This window comes from Streptomyces sp. NPDC093149 (assembly GCF_044754145.1).
Taxonomy (GTDB): domain Bacteria; phylum Actinomycetota; class Actinomycetes; order Streptomycetales; family Streptomycetaceae; genus Streptomyces.
In genome coordinates, this window is the sequence record NZ_JBIVON010000005.1 from 484,826 (window position 1) to 505,808 (window position 20,983).

Annotated in this window: 16 protein-coding genes; 14 read left to right on the forward strand and 2 right to left on the reverse strand. The window is 68.6% G+C overall.

The window, feature by feature from the left end; genetic code table 11:
• Window positions 1–152: 152 nt before the first annotated feature.
• The 6 genes from ACIQCZ_RS18740 to ACIQCZ_RS18765 all read left to right on the forward strand — a co-directional run bounded on the left by ACIQCZ_RS18740 (window position 153) and on the right by ACIQCZ_RS18765 (window position 8,095).
• Window positions 153–779 (forward strand): response regulator transcription factor, encoded by a 627-nt coding sequence (locus ACIQCZ_RS18740; protein ID WP_351081680.1) that lies wholly within the window; start codon window positions 153–155, stop codon window positions 777–779.
• Between the two features lie 165 nt (window positions 780–944).
• Window positions 945–3,041 (forward strand): HYR domain-containing protein, encoded by a 2,097-nt coding sequence (locus ACIQCZ_RS18745; RefSeq protein WP_402283447.1) that lies wholly within the window; start codon window positions 945–947, stop codon window positions 3,039–3,041.
• A 28-nt stretch (window positions 3,042–3,069) separates the two neighbouring features.
• Window positions 3,070–3,870: a DUF4255 domain-containing protein gene (locus ACIQCZ_RS18750; protein ID WP_402283449.1), complete on the forward strand. Its 801-nt coding sequence runs from the start codon at window positions 3,070–3,072 to the stop codon at window positions 3,868–3,870.
• Window positions 3,867–5,912, forward strand: coding sequence for an ATP-binding protein (locus ACIQCZ_RS18755; protein ID WP_402283450.1), 2,046 nt, complete (start codon window positions 3,867–3,869; stop codon window positions 5,910–5,912). The genes ACIQCZ_RS18750 and ACIQCZ_RS18755 overlap by 4 nt, the downstream gene beginning before the upstream one ends.
• A 129-nt stretch (window positions 5,913–6,041) precedes the next feature.
• Window positions 6,042–6,836, forward strand: coding sequence for an alpha/beta fold hydrolase (locus ACIQCZ_RS18760; protein WP_402283452.1), 795 nt, complete (start codon window positions 6,042–6,044; stop codon window positions 6,834–6,836).
• Window positions 6,833–8,095, forward strand: a complete 1,263-nt coding sequence (locus tag ACIQCZ_RS18765; protein ID WP_402283453.1) for a cytochrome P450 — start codon at window positions 6,833–6,835, stop codon at window positions 8,093–8,095. The genes ACIQCZ_RS18760 and ACIQCZ_RS18765 overlap by 4 nt, the downstream gene beginning before the upstream one ends.
• A gap of 181 nt (window positions 8,096–8,276) precedes the next feature.
• On the opposite strand, the gene ACIQCZ_RS18770 is transcribed toward ACIQCZ_RS18765, so the two are convergent.
• Both ACIQCZ_RS18770 and ACIQCZ_RS18775 read right to left on the reverse strand, forming a co-directional pair.
• Window positions 8,277–9,110: a HEAT repeat domain-containing protein gene (locus tag ACIQCZ_RS18770; protein WP_402283455.1), complete on the reverse strand. Its 834-nt coding sequence runs from the start codon at window positions 9,108–9,110 to the stop codon at window positions 8,277–8,279.
• A complete protein-coding gene (locus ACIQCZ_RS18775; RefSeq protein ID WP_402283457.1) occupies window positions 9,107–12,730 on the reverse strand; it encodes a hypothetical protein in 3,624 nt (1,207 codons plus the stop codon). Before ACIQCZ_RS18775 ends, ACIQCZ_RS18770 begins: the two co-directional genes overlap by 4 nt.
• Window positions 12,731–12,993: 263 nt before the next feature.
• Here ACIQCZ_RS18775 and ACIQCZ_RS18780 point away from each other — a divergent pair, with 263 nt between their 5' ends.
• From ACIQCZ_RS18780 to ACIQCZ_RS18815, 8 genes are all read left to right on the forward strand, one after another.
• A complete protein-coding gene (locus tag ACIQCZ_RS18780; protein ID WP_402283459.1) occupies window positions 12,994–14,544 on the forward strand; it encodes a phage tail sheath family protein in 1,551 nt (516 codons plus the stop codon).
• A gap of 108 nt (window positions 14,545–14,652) precedes the next feature.
• On the forward strand, window positions 14,653–15,096 hold the full coding sequence (locus tag ACIQCZ_RS18785) for a phage tail protein (protein ID WP_072488539.1): 444 nt from the start codon (window positions 14,653–14,655) through the stop codon (window positions 15,094–15,096).
• Window positions 15,096–15,575: a hypothetical protein gene (locus tag ACIQCZ_RS18790; protein ID WP_402283460.1), complete on the forward strand. Its 480-nt coding sequence runs from the start codon at window positions 15,096–15,098 to the stop codon at window positions 15,573–15,575. The genes ACIQCZ_RS18785 and ACIQCZ_RS18790 overlap by 1 nt, the downstream gene beginning before the upstream one ends.
• Entirely contained in the window at window positions 15,572–15,715 is a 144-nt protein-coding gene (locus ACIQCZ_RS18795; RefSeq protein ID WP_093896703.1) for a DUF6760 family protein, read from the forward strand. The genes ACIQCZ_RS18790 and ACIQCZ_RS18795 overlap by 4 nt, the downstream gene beginning before the upstream one ends.
• Window positions 15,716–15,744: 29 nt before the next feature.
• Window positions 15,745–17,547: a hypothetical protein gene (locus ACIQCZ_RS18800; protein WP_402283462.1), complete on the forward strand. Its 1,803-nt coding sequence runs from the start codon at window positions 15,745–15,747 to the stop codon at window positions 17,545–17,547.
• Between the two features lie 41 nt (window positions 17,548–17,588).
• Window positions 17,589–18,026, forward strand: coding sequence for a phage tail protein (locus ACIQCZ_RS18805; protein ID WP_351081658.1), 438 nt, complete (start codon window positions 17,589–17,591; stop codon window positions 18,024–18,026).
• A 4-nt stretch (window positions 18,027–18,030) separates the two neighbouring features.
• Window positions 18,031–18,837 (forward strand): peptidase M23, encoded by an 807-nt coding sequence (locus tag ACIQCZ_RS18810; protein WP_402283464.1) that lies wholly within the window; start codon window positions 18,031–18,033, stop codon window positions 18,835–18,837.
• Window positions 18,837–20,870: a VgrG-related protein gene (locus ACIQCZ_RS18815; RefSeq protein WP_402283466.1), complete on the forward strand. Its 2,034-nt coding sequence runs from the start codon at window positions 18,837–18,839 to the stop codon at window positions 20,868–20,870. The genes ACIQCZ_RS18810 and ACIQCZ_RS18815 overlap by 1 nt, the downstream gene beginning before the upstream one ends.
• Window positions 20,871–20,983 lie beyond the last annotated feature (113 nt).

A 20,983-nucleotide genomic window follows, 5' to 3' on the forward strand; every position in this document is an offset into this window, starting at 1 on the left:
GGGCAGAATCCGTGCCCGGATCGGCTTTTTTGTTTCCCTCCAGGTAAACGAGGGAATCTTTTGACCGCCTCAGACGAATGAGGCATACGAAACAGCCGTGATGGTTGTGTTCGCTGCGAGGCCATCGGCTGTTGCTCAGGGGGAGCATTGCCATGGAGCGCACCACTGTCGCATTACGGGCCCAGGATCCGATCTCTCAAGCGGGTGTGGCCAGTCAGTTACGGGCCCGGCCCGAGGTCAGCGTCACGGAGTGGGTGGAAGGCGACGCCTCACCCCAGATCGTGGTCGTCGTCGTGGACACGGTCGACGAGGAGGTGCTGACGATGCTGCGCCACATTCAGCGCACCAGCACCTCGCGCGCCGTTCTCGTCACCACGGACATCGACGAGCAGAAGCTGGTGAGCGCGGCGGAGTGCGGTGTCGCCGGCGTGGTCAGACGATCCGAGTCGACGCCGGAACATCTGGTGCAGGTCATCAGGACGGTCGCGCGGGGCGAAGGCCATCTGCCCTCCGACCTGTTGGGCAGGCTGCTGGAGGAGGTGGGCCGCCTCCAGGGACAGGTGCTCGGCCCTCGAGGGCTGCACTTCACCGGTCTCGCGGCGCGCGAAGTGGATGTGCTGCGCCTGGTCGCCGAGGGGTACGACACCGCGGACATCGCGACGAAGCTGGCCTATTCCGAGCGCACGATCAAGAACGTGCTGCACTCGGTGATGACTCGACTGCAGCTGCGGAACCGGTCGCACGCGGTGGCGTACGCGATGCGGCAAGGGCTGATCTGAGCCTCCCGGTGTGCGCGTCGGTGGTGGAGCCGCTGGACGCGACGGATGCCCGAAAGGGCAGTGGAGGATTCCCGGGGATGTGACTTCCGCACCGCTGCGGGCCGGCCGTGCGTACGGGACCGTGTCGTCCGGTATGCCGACGGGCCGAGGGTGGGGAGGACTTCCGTGCGCTGGTTCCATCCGCTGCGGCGGGCGTTGCGGTCGTCGCGGGCTCCATGGTCGCGGCCGGGAGGGCCGCGCCCGTCCGCCGCGCGCCGCACACTCACCGCGTTCCGCGTCCCGGTCCTTGCCCTGCTTCTTGTGGCCACCGGCATCGCGCCCGGTTCGGCCGTCACCTCCGGTGCGCCGGCGGTGGCGGTGCCCGAACCCTGGGTCACGCCGGCCGAGTTCACCGACGCGGTCGACCCTGGCGGTTCCACGGGTGTGGACAAGCAGGTCCGTACGCCGGCGATCCCGCCGAGACCGGACGTGATCCTGCTGGTGGACGGCACGGGCAGTATGGATGTTCCCATCCAGCGGGTGAGGGAGCGGATACCCGAGATCACGAAGGCGATCCGCGACGAGCAGCAGGACTCACGCTTCGCCGTGGCCACCTTCGGCGACCAGCAGGTGGACCCCGACGCGGGCTTCAAGGTGCTGCAAGGGCTGACCTACGACCTGGGCGAGGTGCAGACGGGTGTCGACCAGCTCAAGGCCGACATGGGCAGCTACAGCATCGGCCCGCCCGAGGACTGGATCTACGCCCTGTGGAAGCTGGCCAACGGCGGTGACGGGAAGACCGTGTTCCGTCCTGACTCCAGCCCGGTCATCGTGCTGGTCGGCGACGCATCCAGCCATGAACCCAGCAACTACAAGTACTACCTGAGCGACGCCGAGTTCGCCCTCCAGGACGCGGGGGTGCGGCTGATCGCGGTCGGTCTGACCAGCGAGAAGGGCGACGGACTCAACGGCAACGGCCAGATACCCGAGTACCCCGATGACAAAAAGCATGAGCCGGACCAGGCCCTGCGTCTGGCGGCCGCCACCAACGGCCGGATGATCGAAGGCATCGAGGGCGATGACGTCGTGGACGCCATCATCGAGGGGTTCCGCAATCTTCCTACCAACGTGAGCTACCGCCTGGACAACTGCGATCCGCATCTGTCCGTCAGCCTCGACCCGCCCACCCAACAGGTCACCAGCGGGGACACCGCGCACTTCGCGGAGAACATCGACGTCTCCGCGGACGCCCCCCAAGGCACCCGGCTGAGCTGCACCGTCCAGTTCCTGATGGGCACCCAGGTCCCCGGCGCGGAGACGATCGGGCCGGCCGCGGCGGCCGACCCGGACTTCCAGGAGCAGATCAGCATCGACGTGAACGACATCGATGCGCCCGTCGTCACCGTGGACGATCTGACCGTCCGGGCCAAGGACAAGAACGGCGCGCGCGTGACGTACACCGCCACCGCCCAGGACACCACCGACGGCACGCTTCCGGTGACCTGCACCCCCGCTTCCGGTTCGCTCTTCCCGGTCGGCCGCACCACGGTGACCTGCTCCGCGACCGACTCGGCGGGAAATACGGGGACGGACACGGCGGAGATCGAGGTCCTGGAGGCTCCCGTGCCGCCCTCGGCGGATGTGGCGATGAAGGTCGATGTCAGCCCCGATCGTACGTACACCGGCCGTCCGGCCCGTGCCCGCTTCATCGTCACCAACGCGGGCCCGGACGCGGCGACGGGCGTGGTCATCGGTTCGACCTGGCCGAAGCCGTCCAGGGCGAAGGACCGCAGCCTTCCCGCGCTCACCCGCTGCACGGTGGCCAAGCCGTGCACCATCCCGGCCGGTGGCCGCATCGAGGTGGCCCAGACGGCGGTGTACCGCGCGGCGGTCACCGGAGACGTACGGGCCACCGTGCGCGGCACGCTGCCGGACCGGCGGACGGCCAACAACGAAGACACCGACCGACTGCGCGTTCTGAAGCCCTCGCTGACCGTCACACCGCAGGTCGCCAAGCCGGGGCAGCCGGTACTGGCCCGGGGCAAGGACTACCCGCCGGGTGCGACCGTACGTTTCACGTGGAACATCGGCATCACCCCCGAGGGGGCCGTTGCCACGGTGGGCCGTGACGGCACCTTCGAGGTGCAGGTCCTGGTCCTGCGCAAGGACAAGCTCGGCCCGCGCAAGCTGCGGGCGGACTCGCGAGACCTCGACCGACTGCAGAAACCGGTCCTGGTGGTCCAGCGGAATCTCCAGCCACCGGACTTCGCGGGCCGCGCATGAGCGCCGACGACCGTACGGGAGTGATCGGGTGATCCACGAGGTCGACGACGTACTCCGTGGGCTGATCAGGGCGGAGGTGCTCGAAGGCGGCCAGATCGCAGTGGTCTTCGATGCTCCGACCCGGGAGTGGGCGGCGAAGGTCAACGCACCCATGGTCAACCTCTACCTCTACGATATCCGCGAGGACATGCGCAGGCGCGAGCGTGGCCTGCACAACGAGTACGACGAGCGCGGCACGATCGTCGCGCGCCGCCGTCCACCCCGTTTCTTCAAGCTCTCGTACCTGATCACGGCATGGACGAAGCGCCCGGAGGACGAGCACCGGCTGCTCTCGTCGCTGCTCGGCTGCCTGCTGCGGTACGAGGCGCTGCCTCCGGAGCGGCTCACCGGCGTCTTGGCCGAGACAGGGGCATCCGTACCCATGTCGATCGCGCTTCCGCCGCCCGAGGACCGCTCGTTCGCCGATGTGTGGAGCGCGCTGGGCGGTGAGTTGAAGCCTTCGCTGGACCTGGTGATCAGCGTGCCGGTGACGGCGTCGCCGAGCTATGTGGTCGGCCCACCGGTAGGGGACGAGGGGCTGCAGACCCGTTTCGGGGACGTACCGGAGAGGGATGAGCCGTTGTCGGAACCGGTGCCGGGGCGCGGAGGACTTCCGGTGTACGGAGATCGTCCGGGCCGGCCGGGCGGGGGCGCCGTCTCACGCAGCCCCGATGCGGAACGGCGGCGAGGCCTGTCCCTCCGGATCACGGAGACCCGGAAGGCCCGCACGGAGGCGGGGAAAGCGCGCACGGAGACCCAGAAGGCCCGCATGGAGGACAGTGCCGAATGACCACTGCGGGTGATCCGAACCTGCGCCATCTCCTCGCCCGCGCGGTGGCGGTGGAGCAGCGCATCCGGCGGGCGGTCGAGGCCCGGCAGCTCACCGATCCGGACCCGGACGACGCCTTCCGCGGCCTCTACCTCACGGACGAGAACATCGCCCGCCTGCTGAACGAGAACGAGGCCCGCGCCTTCCCGTACCCCGTATCGCCTTCCGCTCCGGAATCCGATGAGGCGCTGGCGGAACGGTCCGGACTGACGTCCCTGGCGGACGAGTTCGGGCTCACCGACCTCGACGTCGAGATCCTCCTCATCGCGCTCGTACCGGATCTCGACGACCGCTTCGAGGCGTTCTACGGCTACTTGAACGACGATGTCACCCGCCGCCGCCCGTCCATCGGCCTGGCCCTGGGTCTCTGCGGCCTGTCCCCCGCCGATCAGGCGGCGCGCGGTCGGCTGTCGGCCCTTGCCCCGCTGCGTGAGGGCCGCCTCCTCCTGGTCGAGGACCTGGACCGCCCGTTCCTGAGCCGTGCGCTCCGTGTCCCCGACCGGGTCACCGCGCACCTTCTGGGCGACGACACCCCCGACCCGCGTCTGGCCGATCTCCTTGCCTCCTGGCACGCCGTACCGGGCGTCGGCGACCCGGCTCCGCCGGCTGCGGCCCTTGCCCGAGGCGTTTCGCTCGCCTACCTCCGCGAGGACCAGGGCGGTGCGGGCACGGCCCTCGCGGCCTCCGCGCTGACGCTCGCGGGTCACCGGGTCCTGGGCCTGGACCTGGCGCGACTGGCCGAGGACCCGGCCCCCGCAGAGGCCGTCCGCTCCCTGGTCCGCGAGGCCCGGCTGACCGGCGCCGGCCTGGTCTGCGCACCGCTCGACGCGGTCTGCCGCGAACACCCGGAGCTCCTCCGGCTCCTCACCGGCACCCCGGTCCCCACGATCCTGGTGGGCCGGGCCCCCTGGGACGCGGCCTGGTCCGCCGCCCCGCCGCTCCTCCTGCACGCCCCGCGCGTGGAACCCTCGACCAGGGCGGCCCTCTGGACCGACGCGTACGACGCACCCGTCCCCGAAACCCTCGACGTGGACCGCCTGCTCTCGCCGTTCCTCCTCACCCCGGAACAGATCACCCGCGCGGCCCGGGGCGCCGCCCAGACCAGCTACCTGGACGGCGGCGCGCTCACCCCCGACCACGTCCGCCAGGGCGCCCGCGCCCAGAACGCGGCAGGACTGGACCGCCTGGCCCGCCGCATCGAACCCACCGTCACCTGGAACGACCTGGTCCTCCCGCCGGACACCCACGCCCAGCTCCGCGAACTCACGGCCCGAGCGAGGCATCGCGACCGGGTCCTGGGGGAGTGGGGCATGCGCCCCGGCGGCGGCAGGGGCCGAGGCGTATCGGCCCTCTTCGCGGGCGACTCCGGCACCGGAAAGACGATGTCCGCCGAGGTCATAGCCGCAGACCTGGGCCTGGACCTCTACACCGTCGACCTGGCGACCGTGATCGACAAGTACGTGGGCGAGACGGAGAAGAACCTGGAGCGGATCTTCTCCGAAGCGGCAGGCGTGAACGGAGTTCTCCTCTTCGACGAGGCGGACGCGATCTTCGGCAAACGCTCGGACGTGAAGGACGCCCATGACCGCTACGCGAACGTCGAGAGCGCGTACCTGCTCCAGCGCATGGAGTCCTTCGACGGCCTGGCCATCCTCGCCACGAATCTCCGCGCCAACCTGGACGACGCCTTCACCCGTCGCCTGGACCTGGTCATCGACTTTCCGGTCCCGGACCCCGAACAGCGCCTCCTGCTGTGGGAACGCTGCCTGGGATCCGCACTCCCTCGGGGCAAGGACCTCGACCTCGCCTTCTGCGCGGAGAACTTCGAGCTGGCGGGCGGCAACATCCGCTCGATCGCGGTGACGGCCGCGTACCTGGCGGCGGACACGGGCGAACCGGTCATGATGCCGACACTGATCCACGCGATCCAGCGCGAGTACCAGAAACTGGGCCGCCTGACACTGGCCTCGGAGTTCGGTCCGTACCTGGGACTGCTGGCGTGACGCCGCCGCACTGATACCGAGGGGTCGTGTGTGGGCCCTTGCGCGTGCCGGTGGTTGCCGCCACCGTGGTCGGGGTCGGGGTCGGGCCGGTGACCGACCGGGCCGCTCCGTACGGTGACGGGAGTCAGTGTGACCGCATTGCCTGTTCTGCCCCACGGACTGCACGGTGACGGCCCGCACAAGGTGATCGCGGTCCACGGCTGGCTGGCCGACCGGTCCGCGTACGACCCGGTGCTGCCGGATCTCGACCGAGGTTCGTTCCAGTACGCGGTGGTCGATCTACGGGGATACGGCGAGGCCAGGGACGCGGACGGCACGTACACGACGGCCGAGGGCGCCGCGGACGTGCTCGCGCTGGCCGACCGGCTCGGCTGGGAGCGGTTCTCGCTGATCGGCCACTCGATGGGCGGCTCCGTCGCTCAGCGGACGCTGGCCGTGGCACCGCAGCGGGTGCGCAGAATCGTCGGGGTGTCGCCCGTGCCCGCGTCCGGCCTGCCGCTCCCGCCCGACCAGTGGGCACTGTTCTCCGGGGCGGCACACACCCCGGACAACCGTCGAACCATCCTCGACATCACCACCGGAAGCCGACGCCCGGCGGCCTGGCTGGACCGCATGGTGCGCCGCTCGGTCGAACGCAGCGATGCGAAGGCGTTCCGTGCCTGGCTGGACTCCTGGGCGGGCGAGGACTTCCACGACCGGATCGACGGTTCATCCGTGCCGGCCCTGACCGTGGTGGGCGCGCTGGATCCGGCGTTGTCGGCCGAGGTGCAGCGCGCGACGTGGATGCGGTGGTTCCGCCAGGCCGAACTGGTGGAGCTTCCGTCGTGCGGCCATTACGCGATGGACGAGGCCCCGCTCGACCTGATCCGTGTGGTGGAGGACTTTCTGAGGGCGGACGCGGAGGACGGCGGAGCGAAGGCATGAGCGCGGCCGTACCGGACGTGTTCGACCCCAGGCAGTACGCGCAGGGCATCCCCCACGACCGCTACCGCCAGCTGCGCGACCACCACCCCGTGGCGTGGCAGGAGGAGCCGGAGGTGCTCGGCTGGCCGGCGGGCCCCGGCTTCTGGGCGGTCACCCGGCACGAGGACGTGGTACGGGTCCTCAAGGACTCCTCGACGTACTCCTCCTATCTGGGCGCCACCCAGATCCGCGACCCGGACCCGGCCGACCTGCCGTTCATCCGCCGCATGATGCTCAATCAGGATCCGCCGCACCACCGGCGACTGCGCACCCTCGTCAGCCGCGCCTTCACCCCGAAACGCGTCGACCGCTTCGAGACGGTCGTGCGTGAACGTGCTCGTTCCCTGTTCACCCGGGCGGTGGCCGAGGCACGGGCCGGCAACGGCAGCTGCGACCTCGTCGCCCAGGTCACCGACGACTACGCCCTGCTCAACCTCACCGACCTGCTGGGTGTACCGGACACAGACCGCGCGCTTCTTCTCCACTGGACGCAACGCGTCATCGGCTACCAGGACCCCGACGAGGCCGGAACACCGACACCGGGCCCGGACGGCAAGCCGATCAACCCCCGCTCCCCGGCCTCGCTGCGCGACATGTTCGACTACGCGCACGCGCTGGCGGCCCACAAACGCCGACACCCCGCCGACGACGTGATGACGGCCCTGGCCACGGACCCCGAACTGACCGCGCCGGAACTGGAGATGTTCTTCTTCCTGCTGGTGGTGGCGGGCAACGACACGGTACGCAGCGCGGCCCCCGGCGGCCTGCGCCTCTTGGCCGAACACCCCGACGCGTACCGCCGCCTGCGCGACGGCGAGGTGGAATTGACCACCGCCGTCGACGAACTCCTCCGCCGCCACCCCCCGGTCCTGACGTTCCGGCGCACAGCGACCCGAGACACGGAACTGGCAGGCACCCGCATCCGCACCGGCGACAAGGCGGTCGTCTTCCACGCCTCCGCCAACCACGACGAACGCGCCTTCCCCGACCCGTTCACCCTGGACCTCTCCCGCACCCCGAACCCCCACGTCTCCTTCGGCGACGGCCCGCATGTCTGCCTGGGCGCCCATTTCGCGCGCCTGCAGTTGCGCGCTCTGTACGAGGAGGTGTGCCGATCCCTGCCATCCGGCTCACTCCGACTCGCGGCCCCGCCGAGCCGCCTGGTGTCGAACTTCATCAACGGGGTGAAGACGCTGCCGGTGCGGGTGGTCGACTTCTGAAACCTGGTCCGTCAGGTCGAAGCCGGACGCAGTACGTGTAAACGACAAATAACAACGGCTGTCGCAGCTGGGCTGAGGTCACGGTGGCAGGCGTCACCGACGCTTAGTTTCACGTGGGCGCCAGGAGTCAGGCCACTTGGCCGATTCTTGAATTTTAGGCCGTTTCTGGACCTGATTTGCACTATGCAGAGCCGTCTTCTTCTTTTTCGCGGAGCATGGCGAGAAGCTTCGTAGCAGGGTACTCGACCTCCAGCGGCCAAGAGTCGATAACTCGCTCGATTTCTGCTTGATAAGCAGGGAAATCTCTTTCTGTAAGAGCGATCGCAGCCTGTGATTGAAGCTCTATTTCTGGTAGGTGAGTGGCCCGGAGGATTACTTCATATGCCGCCTCTGAGTCGGACTCGGACAGGGCGCTGATTGCCGCTGATCGCGCGTGGTATGAATTTTGCTCGTCGAAGATCAATGACTCAAGTGAGTAGATCAAAGCTAGAGGGGGAGCATCTGCATCCTCAAGCACGCCAGCTGCAGCCAATGCGCCATTGCGCTTCACCTCACTGGTGGTCGCCATCAGTAGAGCCTGGGCGATGAGATCTGCATCGTCAATTTCCGCCAAATTCATCATGCCTGCTAGTGCGCTTGCATGATTGGCGCCGTCTTCTTTTGCTTCTATTTGTTCTGAGGCTATCACGGGAGGTTGTTGCAACAATTGACGGGCAAACTTGAGGACTTCGTCATCGAATTGCTCAAATGGATTCTCGATGCCGTGACGGAACATGGATTCGTAACTTTGATAATAATCCAGAGCTATGCCGACGGAGGGCGTGTGATCGCTGCGCAGCAGGGCCGTAAAGGCGTCTATGAGACTGTTTAGGCTTGTTGGTGTCGCCAGTTGGGCACAGTGAATCCTAGTCGTATCTTCTTTCATTCGTGTGACCCACCAGTGCATCATGACGACTTCCCTCGCTCGACTCTTTGCCTGCAGCGGGTTGTGCATGTCCTCTTGCGTGGTGTTCAATCGAGCCATTCTATTGCCCGCGCGGGAATTTCGCGCAGGATTAGAACTTCCTGAGTCCTAGTGGCGTCCTCGATAAGTTGCGGCATTTTCTCTTTGATTAGCAGCCATGTTCGCTGGCCCTCACGGGTCGTTAGGTCATGGATACTGTCTTTTTCCACGTGCAGCAGATCGATCCTAACTCGCCCTGCCGCACTTTTGAAGCTGACACCGTCCGGATTCTCTATCTCTCGAGTAATTTTAGTTGCCGAGATATACGGGGATGCGTCTCTACTGTCCGAATTGTCTTTTTTCTTTTTTCCCTTTTTCTGTTTGAAGCGTCGACCTTGCACGTGTTCCCATGGGTCTTTTGACGGGGCGTTCCGGTAAATCCCATTCCCGGCATTTATGGACTTGGCGTCTTCCGGTGTGATGTTACGAATTAGGTATCTCTGCACCTTCTGATTTAATTGGTCCAGTACGAACCTTTCATTGCTCTCGTTCTTGTACTCGGTCTGACTCGGGTGTTTGTCTGTCTCTCCAGTCTCCTGGTAGTCGACCACTTTTTTCACTTCTCCGACCATGCTGCTTCCGTGCTCGAAATCTGGGTGACGCAGAGAAGCCAACCAGGAGACCGAGTTGATCTGCTCCCAGATTAACTCGTACCCCTTGCTCGTTGCTTCCGTGGCGACTTCTCTACAACGTCGTTGTATATCTGATATTGAGACAGGGGCGTATCTGTTGACCGAATCTATCTTTCCGTTCAAGGCTTGCCCGATTTTCTGTCGCAAGTCTGCGGCTTGGTCATGTATTGGATACAAGTGAAATTCAGCCTCAGGGTTTACCTTGGCTCGCACGTGCCAATCGAAGGCTGTGCCCAGCCGCTTTGCCTCAAGCTTGGAAAGTTTGTACTTGTGGCGAATGAGCGCAATGCGTGCCTGCAGTATTGGACTTAGGCGCTTCTTTTCTGTGGTCAGTTTTTTCACGTCGTCTACGGCTCGCCGTAGACGATCCTGTTTCTCTGTGAGACTTTCCTCCTTCCTTTTTGTTCCTTCGGGTGTCACATCATTACCGGGTCTCCCATTTTCGGGTCTTTTCTTAATCTTCGCCCAGAGCTTTTTTCCTGCTTTGGCGATGAAGCCGACAATCTTGTCGATGGCCCTGTTCACGGGTCTGGCGACGGCGTGGAAGACGCTCTTGACCTTGTTGGCCAGGCCGCCGATGCCCAGGAGGGAGGCGAGGAAGCCGATGAGGAGGGGGACGCTGGCCGCCAGGGCGGCCTCGACCATCTTCGGGACGCCTGCCGAACCGCCGTTGGCGATGGCGATGACGGCATCGAGGACGGCGTTGACGAATTCGACGATCTGGGCGCCCTGGTTCACGATGAACGTGACGATGTCGATGATTCCCTTGACCGCGCGGACGAACGCGGAGGCGGGGTTGAGGAGGGAGATGATCCAGGTGATGCCCGCGATGACGACCGTGGGAATCAGGTAACTGGTGAGCTTTTCGAGGATGGTGGCCTTGAGGTCGCCTGCTTCGGCCTCGATCTCCTTGACCGCGCCTGCGGGGCCCTCGCGGGCGAGGGTCTGGGCGACCGGGACGGATTGTTCGACCGCGCTCATGGCCTGGTCGGGGATGCCCTTGCGGGTGATGCGGGCGCGGATGTTCGCCCAGGTCAGGCCCAGGAGGGAGGCGATGAGCTGGATGATGCCCTTGAGGTCGAACTTCTGGGGGAGTTCGAGGCCGGCCTTGACCGCGGTGCCCAGGAGCCAGGAGACGACGCCTGTTTTGAGGTGCTCGGCGACGTTGGTGATGAAGAGGTTGAGGCCCGCGCCGACGGCTCGTACGAGGTTGCCCAGGAAGCCGATCGGGTCCTTGATGATCTTCATGATGGCCGAGGCGGCCTTGGCGAGGATGCCGAGCAGGAGGTTCTTGAGTTCGTTGATCGTCTTGAGGGCGCCGACGATCGCGTCCTTCGCCTTCTGGACGAGGCCCTTGTTGGCTTCCTGGAGTTTCTTGATCTCCTCGTCGATCTTGTTCAGGGCGGCGGTGTATTTGTTGGCGAGGTCTTGGACGAGTTGTTCGGACTTCTCGTTGACGGTGGCTTCGAGGTCGTCGAACTTTCCCGCGAAGTCCTTCGCCGCGTCCTCGCCGAACTGACGCAGGTCGGCGGGGAGTTTGTCGACCTCGGCCTTCAACTCCGCACGGCCCTTGGCGATGCGCGCCTTGGCCTTGCCCAGCTCGGCGCCGATGATGTCGGCCACCGACGAGATGACCGTCTGCATCTTCGCCACGTAGAGCTTGCGGGCTTCCTGGAAGAGGTCGTTGGCCTCCTTCGGCATGCCCATGAGCTTGTCCTTGGCCCATTTCGCCGGGCCGAACATGCCTGAGTAGCGCTTGTCCTTGTACGCCTTCATCCGGCGCTTGTGGTCGGCGGTGAACGCGTCCCGGGCCGCCTTCTCACCCGCCGTGAACGCCGTGTCGACCTTCTTGTCCAGGTCCGAGAGGGTGGTCTCGACGTCCTTCTTCGTGCCGTCGTAGACCTTCTGCAGCTTCGCGGTGACCTCGGCCCGCCTCTTCTCGTCCTTCGACTTCGTCTCGCCCTTGCCGCCGTCGACCTGCTTGCCCGCCGCGGCGCGGGTCGCGGTCAGGGCGGTCATGGCCTGGGCGCCGGAGGCCGCGGCGCCTGCCTTCGCGGTGGAGAGTTGTTGGGCTTCGGCCGTCCTGCCCTTGGCCGGGGCCTTCGCGGAGTCGGCCTCGGCCGTCTTCTTCGCGGACAGGGCCTGGTCGAACTCGGGCTCGTTGCCCTTGGCGAGCTGGTCCTCGGTGACCTCGGCGTCCGCCATGGCCTTGTCGTTCTCGGCGGGGCCCTGGGAGAAGTCCGTGACCGGGGCCGGCTGCTTCGGGGGGATCGCGTCGGTCGCGGACGGGGCGCCGGGGTTGGGCGGGGGCTGGTCGGGGGACAGAGGCGTGACGGGTTTGTCCTTCGCCGCCGAGGTGTCCGGCGGGGCCTTCGTCGCCGTGTCGATGTCCTTGGCGGAGGACTCCTTGCCATCGGTGACCTTGCCGTCGACCTCGTCCTTGATCTTGTCGGCCTTGCCGGACTTGGAGAACTTGTCCGCCTGGTCGAGGTTCTTGGGGGCCTGCGCGTCGATCGCCTTGTTCACCGCGTCGATGAACGCCTGTTTGTTGAACTCGCCCGGCTTGGCCGCGTTCATCTTCTCCGCGTTCGCCGCCTTGCCCTGGGCCTCCTTGTCGTCAGGAGGCGCGACCGCCGCGTCCTGCGCCGACTTCGACTCGGTGGCCGCGGGGGCGTGGACGGCGATCGTGGTCCGTTTCGCCGCGACGTCGGCCTTGACCCTGCGGAAGCCGGGGGCCTGGGCGGGGGACGGTTTCACGGGGGCGGTGTAGCGCTGGGCCACCAGACGGGAGACCGCGCTGTTGCCCGCCGCGCGTTGCAGACGCTGCAGGCTGCGGGGGTCGGGGGCGGGGCGGTCCCCGGGCGGGCGGCTGTCGACGGGGCGGTGGGGTGGGGGCGTCTGCGAACGTGACACTTCGGGCGTGAGTGTCACGTTGTCGCGCCGGGGGGTACCGCCGCGGCCGGACACGGAGGCGGGATCCTTCTCCGGAACCTCCTTCATCCGCCCTCCCGGCCCACCACGTCCCCGGACAGTCGGCACTCGGCGCCACCAGGCCCGACAGCCGTCCCAGAGTGCGGGGGCGGTGGATCGCGTGCGCAGTGCGCGGGGACGCGGCCGGGGGCAGCGCCCGCTGGGCCGTACAGCGCGTGCGCGTTGCCTGATCGGGCAGCGGCCCGTGCACGGGCGGGCGGCCGTGCGTCCGTTCCCGGTGATCGCGGCTGTCGCAAGAATTGCGGGCGTTCCCCGGCCAAGGAGAGACTCACATGCCGTCGTACCTGTCCCCGGGCGTCTACGTCGAAGAGATCGAGTCCGGATCCCGGCCGATCGAAGGGGTGGGCACCTCGGTCGCCGCCTTCGTCGGCTTCGCGCAGAAGGGCCCGTTCGACGAGCCGACGCTGATCACGAACTGGAGCCAGTTCGCCGGCACGTTCGGTGACTTCGTCGACGGTACGTATCTCGCCGCCGCCGTCCACGGCTTCTTCACCAACGGCGGCGGTGTCTGTTACGTGGTGCGCATCGGTGACGGTACGGAGCCCCCTGCCGAGGACGGGAACGACGTCCCGGCCGGACAGCTGCCCGCCGGATCGGAGACACAGCTCGGTCCGTACGCGGTGAAACCCCGACCCGGTGCGGCCGGTGAGCTCACCGTCGAAGTGGCCGCGGCGGAGGGGGACGATCCGCCCTCCGACGTCTTCCGGCTGGTCGTGAAGCGGGACGGGCAGGTCGCGGAGACGTACCCGGGCGTCACGACCAAACGCAGCAAGGAGAACGTGGCCACCCGGGTCAACGCCACGTCGGAGCTCATCGAGATACGGGAGTCCGGGCGTGGTGCCGCACCCGCCAGGCCCGAGCCGCAGACCGTGACCCTGGCCCCGGCGGCGCCCGCGTCACCCGGTGCCGGGGCGCTGACCCCGGAGATCTACGTCGGCGATCCCGACCGCCGGACCGGGCTGGGCGGCCTGGAGGCCGTCGAGGAGGTCACCACGATCGCCGTGCCGGACCTGATGAGCGCGTACGAACGCGGGCTGCTGGACCTGGAGTCGGTCATCGCCGTGCAGCAGGGACTGATCAGCCACTGCGAGCTGATGGGCGACCGCGTCGCCGTACTCGACCCGCCGCCGGGTCTCAGCCCGCAGCAGATCCGCGCCTGGCGCACCGACCGCGCCAACTTCGACTCGAAGTACGCCACGCTCTACTACCCCTGGATCCGTGTGGCCGACCCCTCGTCGGGGCGCGCGCGGCTGGTCCCGCCGAGCGGCCACATCGCCGGGGTCTGGGCCCGCAACGACGAGTCGCGCGGTGTGCACAAGGCCCCGGCCAACGAGGTCGTACGGGGAGCGGTCGCCCTGCAGACCCAGCTGACCAAGGGCGAGCACGATCTGCTCAACCCGATCGGGCTGAACTGCATCCGGTCCTTCCCCGGGCGCGGCATACGGGTCTGGGGCGCGCGCACGCTGGCGTCGGATCAAGCCTGGCGCTATCTGAATGTCCGGCGCCTCTTCAATTACCTGGAGGAGTCGATCTTGGCGGGCACGCAGTGGGTGGTCTTCGAGCCCAACGACGACGCCCTGTGGGCCCGTATCCGGCGCACGGTCTCGGCGTTCCTGGTCAACGAGTGGCGCAAGGGCGCCCTGTTCGGGCTCACGCCGGAAGAGGCGTTCTACGTCAAGTGCGACCGTGAGACCAACCCGCCCGAGAGCATCGAAGCAGGTCAGGTCATCTGCGAGATCGGGGTGGCACCGGTCCGGCCGGCCGAGTTCGTCGTCTTCCGGCTCTCCCAGCTGACCGGGGGCACCGGCGGTGTGGACGAATGACCTACGGCGAGCACGAACGACCGGCGGGAATGACCGGCGGGAGCCGGGCCGAGCAGCGCGGACGTCTCTGAGGTCCTCCAAGCGGCAAGAGCGGTAAAGGAGCCTGTTGTGCCACTTCCCGATCTCGACAGCACCGTCGGGGCCTCCTTCGGCCTCGAATTCGACAGCGTCGTCATCAAGCAGATCACCGAGGTCAGTGGTCTGAAGATGGAGCAGGACGTCATCGAGCTGAAGCAGAACACCGCCGACGGCCGCTACGCCATCAAGAAGCTGCCGGGCCGGCCGAAGGCGGGCGAGGTGACCGTGACCCGGGGTCTCACCGAGGACAACAGTTTCGAACGGTGGATCAAGGACTCCCGGTTCGGCCGGATGACCGCGGCCCGCCGCAACGGTGCGGTGATCGTGTACGACCACGAGGGCATCGCCATCAAGCGCTACAAGCTCATCAACGCCTGGCCGAAGTCGCTGGAGATCGGCACCCTCAAGGCCGGTGACACCTCGGTCCTGACGGAGAAGCTCGCCATCACCTACGAGAGCATGGAACTCGACTGATGCGGCGTACGGCACAGGCCACGCCGCCTCCGGCCCCGGCGGCGGCCCTCGAAGGACCGGACGGACGGTCGCCGGTCGCCGGGGGCGCGCGGTCCGGTCAACGGGACACCCTGCGCACCGAGTTCGCCTTCGAGCTGCCTCGCGGGTACGTCGACGAGTCGGGAGCGGTGCACCGTACCGGAGTCATGCGGCTCGCCACCGCGCGCGATGAACTCGTGCCCTTGCGGGACGACCGGGTGCGCGAGAACACCGCGTATCTGTCGGTCGTCCTCATCGCCCGGGTCGTCACCCGGATCGGCACGATCGACGACATCCACCCCGGCGTCATCGAGGACCTCTTCGCCTCCGACCTGGCGTTTCTGCAGGACTTCTACCGGCGGATCAACGCCGAGGGCCACACCCGCGCGGCCGTCACCTGTCCGTCCTGCGACGAGGAGTTCGCGGTGGATCTCGCCGGTGGCCGCCTGGGGGAATCGTGACGTACGCGGCCGACCTGCTCTACGAGGAGGTCGCGTACCTCGCCTACCACTTCCACTGGCCGCTCGATGAGCTGCTGGACCTGGAGCACCCGGAACGTCTGAGGTTCGTCGCACAGATCGCTCGCCTCAACGGGCAGTAGCGAAGAGCGCAGGGAGGGCGGGAGAATCCATGGGCCTGATGTCCTGGCTGCGCGGTGGCGGGCGCACGGGTACGGATACGGCTGCGGAGACCGGAAGCGCGGGCGCCGCTCCGCCGACCGTGCCGCGCGAACGGGTCGACCCGGCCGAACTGCCTCCCATGCAACGGACGCTGGGTGCTCAGGATCTGGTCATCGACCCTTCCGGGTTCCAGGCATCGCTTTCCACCCGGCAGGACGCCTCGCTCGGGACACCCCTCGGGCATCTGGTCAGCCCGGATGCGCCCACCGGACTGGTGCACGGGGTCACGGCCCCGGTCTCCCCGGCCACCGTGGACCGTCCGGCGCCGGTGCAGCGGTCCGTGGAGCGTTCGGTGGAGCTGCCGGTGGGGACCAGGTCCGTTCCGCGGTCCGTTCCCCTGTCCGTCCCTCTGTCCGTGCCCGTGCAGCGTGTTGTTCCGGGTGAGGGGCCCGCGATGACGTCGGCCGGGGAGTCGGCCGTGGCGGAGTTGCCGGTGCGCCAACTGGTGGGTGAGCAGCCTCTTGTGGCGGCATCCGGATCGGCTGCTCCCGCGCCCGCCAGCCCGGCCCCATCCCGCTCCGCGGCCCCGTCTCCGCCCGTTCAGCGGTCGGTGATGCCGCCCGCCCCCGGCTCGCCGCGGCGCGCGCCGGGGCTCGGTGCTCCCCTGTCCGCACTGCCACCGACGGCGCAGCGACAGGCTGCCGTTGACGGCCCGGGTCCGGATTCCGGGGGGATTCCGCTGGCCCGGGGCGCGGCGGACGGTGGCGGCGGTGGGGCCGGTGAGGTCCCCGAGGCCGCTCAGGTGCCCGCAGTCCCGGAGCCGGCCCCCGACTCCGACGGACCCACCGCACCGCTGCTCGGCGACTCCCCCTTGCTTCCCGCCGCGTCGGACGCCACATCGCCGGACGCCACATCGCCGGCCGCCAAACCGTCGGCCCCCACGTCGGCAGTGCAACGGACTCCCGCCGTGCCGCAGTTCCCCCTGGCGCCGCCCCCGGCCACCGCTCCGGTCGCGCCGCTGCTCGCCGACCGGCCCCTGACGCTCCAGAACGGGCGGAGTGGTGGGACAGGCGCCGTACAACGTTCCACGGTGGCCGGGGCGGCACCGTCCGTGCCGGCCGGTGCGGGACCGGTGCAGGGGTCCGGGCCGGGGGTCGGGCCGGCCGATGTTGTTCCGGTGCGCTGGACGCCCGGCGGGGCAGGTGCGCCGTCGATCGCGGCGGTGACACCGTCCCTGCCGGCGGCGCTGCAACGTACCGTCACAGCTCCGGGGCAGTCGACGGGCGTGCCTTCCCCGCCGCTTCCCGCCCTGCAGCGTCAGGCAGCCGGGGGGCCGCCGGTGCCTCGTTCATTGCCGGGTTCCGGTGGCCGTGCCGCGCCGCCCACCACCCACACGCCCTCCGTGTCCTCCGCGCCCTCCTTCACCTCGGCCGGTGCGGTCGCCGTGGCCGCCGGGGTGGCTCAGCGGGCGGCCGACGGCAGCGTCGTGTTCGGTTCGCCGACCCCGCCGTACGCGCCACCCGTGATCCAGCGCGAGACGGAGGCCTCGGAACCACCGCCCCCCGAGCCGCCCCAGGAGCCCGCACCGGAGCCCGCACCGGAGCCGGCCCCGGACCCCGGACCGGAAGCGGAATCCGGGCCCGGGGCCGGGGAGCACACCGCACCGGGCGCTGCCGCCTCCGCCCCCGCCGGGGCACCCGTCGTCACCGACGAGCTGGTACGCGCCCTGTACACGCCGCTCAGCCGGCTCTTCAAGGCGGACCTGCGGCTGGAACGCGAACGAGCGGGATTTCTCATCAACACCCGGCACTGACGAACGGCAGCGACAACAAAGGGAATTGAGAGGTACGTGCCATGGCCACCGCCCAGGACGAGGATCCCGCCGTCAGCGTCTGCTTCGTCGTCACGATCGACGACATCGAGCTCGGGTCGTTCAACACATGTGACGGGCTGGGGTGTGAGGTGGTGCTCGAAACACGGGAGGAGGGAGGCAACAACGGGCATCTGTGGCAGCTGCCGACCCGGCTGAAGTACTCGAACGTGAAGCTGTCCAGGCCGCTGACCAAGGAGACCGAGAAGGTCGCCCGCTGGTTCGCCACCATGACGACCGGGTTCAGCCGCAAGACGGCGCACATCGAGGCGCGGACCGGGGACGGGCGGAAGGTGGCCCAGTGGGGGCTGCTGGAGGTCGTGCCCGTCCGGTGGACCGGTCCGTCCTTCACCCCGGAATCGCCCAAGGTCGCGATGGAGACGATCGAGATCGCCCATCACGGCTATGTGATGGAGGGCTGACCTCGTGAGTGGTGCGGGTCCCATCGCGTTCAGTGCCGCCGGCACGTCCGGGGCCGGTGCGGCGGCGAAGGCGGGCAGGGGAGGTTCGGCCCGGCCCAAGCTGGAGCACGCGTATCTGGAGCTGCGGACGCCGCCGACCGGGGGCGGTCTCACGCCCGGTGGCCCGTGCGGGCGGATCGACTTCCAGTTCAATCCCAAGGAGCTGAGCCTCACCAAGGCCGCCTCCTGGAAGCGGAGTCCGGCCAAGGGCGCCAAGAGTTCGGGCCCGCCGGAGTACCAGGGTTCGCAGCCCAGCAAGCTCACCGTGGAGATGTTCTTCGACGCCAGCGACACCCAGGACACCCGCGTGGTGACCTCGGTCGAGCAGCTCTTCGCATGCTGCGTGCCGACGAACGAGACCCGTCAGCAGCAGCGTTCGTCACCGCCGTGGGTGGTCTTCCACTGGGGCGGGCTGACCGGGTTCCCGGGCTATGTGAGCCAGGTACAGGCGAAGTACACCCTGTTCACCACGTCGGGTGTGCCGATCCGGGCCGTCTGCCAGGTGACCATGGAGGAGATCAGCGGGGACACTCAGGGGCAGAACCCGACCTCGGGCGCCCTCGCGGCCCGACGGGTCCACCGGCTGGACGCCGGGGACTCGCTGCCGTCGCTCGCCCAGCGCGAGTACGGCGATCCGGCCGCCTGGCGGGTGATCGCGGAGGCGAACGGGATCGACGACCCGATGCGGCTGGCCCCCGGACGGCAGCTGCTCCTTCCCGCGCTGGACGAGTTGAACCGGCTCGAAGAGACCCGGGACAGGGGGCGGTCCTGATGGCGCAGCCGGGCGTGGCGTCGGCGCTGGTGGTGGAGTTCGGCGGCCGGCCGTTGCCGCCCAGGTTCGTGAACACGCTGGTCGAGGGGTACGTCGACGACAGCCGCACGCTCCCCGACCTGTTTCTTCTGCGCTTCCGGGACCCCGACCGGGTCCTGCTGGAGCAGACCGGGCTGAAGATCGGCAGCGAGGCCCGGCTGCTGGCCCGCGCGGGCGGCGGCACGGCACCGAAGCCGTTGCTGAAAGGGGTGGTCACCGCCCTGGAGGTGGAAATCGACGAGACCGGCACGTTCACCGTCGTACGTGGGCTCGACGAGTCGCACCGGCTGTTCCGGGGACGCCGGGTGGCCAGCTACCAGAACATGACGCTCGCCGATGTCTGCGCCCAGGTGGCCCAGCGCGCCGGGCTGAAGCCGGGGACGGTCGACGTCGCCGGGCCCGTACTCGAACACATCGCCCAGCCCAACGTCACCGACTGGGAGTTCGTGCGCGGTCTCGCGGAGGAGGCGGGCGCCCAGGCGTACGTGCTCGACGGGCAGTTGCACATCACCCGGCCCGCGGAGGCGAGCGGAGCTCCCGACGGCTCGGCGCGCGCCGACCGCGACCCGCTGGTCCTGGAGATGGGCAGCAATCTGCTGCGCTGCCGGGCCGGGGTGTCCTCCGCGGAGCAGGTCTCCGAGGTCGAGGTGCGCGGCTGGGACGTCAGGACGAAGCAGCCACTGGTCGGGCGGGCACCCGCGGGCAAGTCGGCGACGCTGGAGCTCGGGGTGAGCGCGGCCGAGGTGTCCGCGCCGTTCGGCGAGGCGCGTTTCGTGGTCACGGACGCGGCGTACGGGGCGCAGGCGCAGGTGGACCAGGCGGCGAAGGCCCTGGCCGAACGGATCGCCGGATCGTTCGCGGAGCTGGAGGCGGTGATCCGGGGGAATCCGGAGGTGCGGGCGGGCAGCGCGGTGGCACTCAACGCGGTGGGTGCGCCGTTCGAGGGGCGGTACACGGTCACGTCCTCGCGGCATGTCTTCGACCCGGTGCGTGGATACGAGACCTGGCTCACGGTCTCCGGACAGCAGGAGCGTTCGCTGTTCGGGCTGACCGGCGGAGGGCCGGGCTCCGGCGGGTCCGGGGCGGCGTCCGGCGGCGGGTCGCGATGCGCGGGCCTGGTCAACGGGACGGTCACGGACACCCACGATCCGGAAGGATCCGGCCGGGTCAAGGTGCGGTTTCCCTGGCTGTCGGACGAGTACGCGAGCGACTGGGCGCGTACGGCGCAGTCGGGCGGGACGAGCGGCGGCGAGGCCTTCATCCCCGAGGTGGGGGACGAGGTGCTGGTGGGATTCGAGCACGGACACCTGGACCGTCCGTACGTGCTTGCCGGTCTGTACAACGGGAAGGACCGGCCGTCGCAGGGCAGCGGTGGCGGCGGGGGTGGTGGTGGTGCGGGCGGAGGACCGAGCGGTGCCGGGGCGGCGGGTGCGGCCGGCGTGGGCGCCGACGCGGTGAGCGGCGCCCCGGCCGCATCCGGCTCCGCCCCCGGCTCCGTCCCCGGCTCCGCCCCCGGCGCCGCGGGTGGTACCCCGCTGGTGGATCCGACCAGCGGGGCCGTCAACCGCCGTTCGGTCGCATCCAAGAGCGGGAACCAGCTGGAACTCCTGGACGGCGCGGACGGACCGCAGGGCGTGCGCCTGCTCACCGGTGACGGGAAGCTGAAGATCGATCTCGACCGCAGGGGCACCGTGATCGTGATCAACAGCGACGGCAGCGTGAACATCGAGGCCAAGCAGCAGGTGTCCATCAGGGCGGCGCGCGGGATCGCGCTGGACGGCGGCCAGGGAACCCTCGAACTGAGCGGTGACAGCGTCACGTTGACGTCCCGCAGCGGAGTACGGGTCGACGGCGGGAACGGCGAGGTCAAGCTCTCCACCGGAGGCACGGTGGATGTCCGCGGTGCCCGGGTCGCGGTCGACGGAACGCAGCGGACGGACATCAAGGGCGGCGGCTCCCTGGCCATCAACGCGCCGTTGGTGAAGATCAATTGACGCTTCGGAGGCACGGCGCGCCCCACTCGACCCTGGCGACTCACCCGGCCTGGGCGACTCACTCGACCCTGGCGACTCACTCGACCCGGGCACCCCACCCGACCCGGGCACCC